Annotated in this window: 4 protein-coding genes; all 4 read left to right on the top strand. The window is 39.6% G+C overall.

All coding sequences use genetic code 11. The features are described 5' to 3' along the window. Positions 1–649, top strand: a 649-nt coding sequence (locus ACMUOV_RS08650) for a hypothetical protein (RefSeq protein WP_413854751.1), incomplete at its 5' end; no start/stop codon positions are given. Continuing rightward, positions 618–959 (top strand): hypothetical protein, encoded by a 342-nt coding sequence (locus ACMUOV_RS08655; protein WP_413854752.1) that lies wholly within the window; start codon positions 618–620, stop codon positions 957–959. The genes ACMUOV_RS08650 and ACMUOV_RS08655, both read left to right, overlap by 32 nt. Continuing rightward, on the top strand, positions 952–2,034 hold the full coding sequence (locus ACMUOV_RS08660) for a hypothetical protein (protein WP_413854753.1): 1,083 nt from the start codon (positions 952–954) through the stop codon (positions 2,032–2,034). Before ACMUOV_RS08655 ends, ACMUOV_RS08660 begins: the two co-directional genes overlap by 8 nt. Next, a partial coding sequence (locus tag ACMUOV_RS08665; protein WP_413854754.1) for a hypothetical protein occupies positions 2,027–2,248 on the top strand: 222 nt, incomplete at its 3' end. The genes ACMUOV_RS08660 and ACMUOV_RS08665, both read left to right, overlap by 8 nt.

Consider the following 2,248-nt stretch of genomic DNA (forward strand, 5'->3'; position numbering starts at 1 on the left):
TAAAAAGTGTTATTTTTTATATATGATTACAATAGGAATAGAACTGAATCATGTTGTTAGAAATATTAATAAACAGATTCTGAAATACTATGCAAAGGAATTCGACCCATCAATGGACTTGGACGAATTGGATGACAGGGTAGATGTTATTGAGAAACATTGCAAGTTCAAGAGCAAGAAAGAGAAGAACAATTTCATCTACATAGATTATCCTTATGAGATATTCGGATGCGCTGGTACGACTGAGAAGAAACTGGCAGTGAAGATTACAAACTGGCTTACTGACATCACGAACATAGAGGAGGAGGACATTAGGATAGTGTTCTACAGCTTGAATGAGGAGGCACTTACAATTCAGTCTACATTCTTCTTCTTAAGTAAGATAGGAGCAAGGGTTAGAAAGGTATTTTTCCCAAAGAAAGTATCAGAGGTATGGGAGGAGTGCGATGTGGTAATCACAGCAAACAACCAGATGTTCGAGGAAGAGATACCAGAGGGTAAGCACATTGTCCTTATCAACAGGGAGTTCAACGAGAAGAACAAAGACAAGGCGATGTCAAATTATGATAATCTGAGTGAAATAATTGACGATGATAATTTTTTAAAACAATTTTATTATGAAGAAAGGGGAGACCAATCTTATATTTGACATTAACAAAATCAGTGAGTTCGTCTTCGGGGACGCTGACAAGAGAACAAGCGAGGTAGAGATTACAGAAAACTTCATCTACGACAAGAAAGAGGATAAGATGATTCCTAATACCAAGGAGGTGAAGGAAGTGAAAATCAAGGACGACGTAAGCAAGTTCTCAATCAAGTATGACATGATTAAAATGTTCATTGATATTATGGACTCCGTTGAAGACCTTACAGCCCTTACACTTGGACAGGAGGTTACAATTAACACAATGGAGGCATACGAACTAATAAAAGAGCTAAAACAAGATAACGATGAGTGATAAGAACAAGATAGTAATCGAGAACATTAACAAAGAGATTACTAAGATAGACAAGAAGGAAAACAGGGTGTTCTTCTTCGTAATCGATACAAAGGGAGTACCAAGCGGAAGTCTTGAGTATATTTACAACCTTGCATTGATAGCAAAGGAAGACGGGTACGACGTTAGCATGCTCCACACTGAGGAGGAATTCGTAGGCGTTGGTGCTTGGCTTGGTGAGGAATACACCAACCTGCCACACTACAACGTTAATAAGGGAGAGGTTGGTACATCACCTTCTGACGTGCTGTTCATTCCAGAGATTTATTCCCAGGTTATGAACCAGACAAAGAATCTTCCATGTAAGAGAGTCGTTATTCTCCAGAACTATGACTACGTTGTTGAGCAGATGCCATACGCAGCACAGTGGGGTGATTTCGGCATCATGGAGGGTATCACCAACTCAAACTACCAGGCTGCTGAGCTTACTGAGGCTTTCCCATACGTTAAGCTCACAAAGGTTAACCCTTATCTCTCAAAGATATTCGGCAACACCATCACGCCTAAGAAGATGATAATCAATGTCATTGCAAAAGACCAGTCTGACATCAAGAGAATCGTTAAGCCGTTCTACTGGAAGTATCCGTACTTCAAGTGGGTGTCATTCAAGGAGCTTAGAAACCTTTCTAAGGAGGACTTTGCAACAGCATTACGTGAGGGTGCTATCACCATTGTTGTCGATGATTCAGCTAGTGTTATGTATTCAGCACTTGAGGCAATGAAGAGTGGAAGCATTACTATGGTAAAAACTCCTAACACAGTCCTTGATTGGGCTGATGATGATGAGCTTCCAAATTGTTGTGTGTGGTTCAATGACTTTGACACGCTTCACAAGCAGCTTGCAAGCGTTGTACGTTCGTGGATAACAGACAAGATACCTCCTGTTCTTGAGGAAGAGAGCAAGAAGGTACTTTCAAAGTTCTCATATGAGGATACAGAGAGGGAATTCCTTTCATATCTTCATGGAGTACTAGATAAGAGAAAGGCTGAAATGGAAGAGTTAATAAGACAAGTTAAAAAGCAAGAAAATGAATAAAATTGATGAAATGATTCTAAGTGAAAATGTTGGAGATATTGACTACCGTTTCATGAGAGAACATGTTTTCGACAATATTGAGAGAATGAAGACATATGAGCCTTGGAAGAAGAAGCTTGATGAATACGTCGAAAGATGGGATAAGCTTGGTTTCATAGAAGGACTCCAGGGTGAGACAAAGGAAATGACTGCACTTGCTTTTGAACAGTTGGCA

The organism is Candidatus Ruminimicrobium bovinum (assembly GCF_902760015.1).
Classification (GTDB): Bacteria; Elusimicrobiota; Endomicrobiia; order Endomicrobiales; family Endomicrobiaceae; genus Ruminimicrobium; species Ruminimicrobium bovinum.

Excerpts from the sequence above, each read along its gene's own strand:
- ACMUOV_RS08655 (WP_413854752.1), top strand. The coding sequence starts at position 618 with ATGAAGAAAGGGGAGACCAATCTTATATTTGACATTAACAAAATCAGT.
- ACMUOV_RS08660 (WP_413854753.1), top strand. The coding sequence starts at position 952 with ATGAGTGATAAGAACAAGATAGTAATCGAGAACATTAACAAAGAGATT.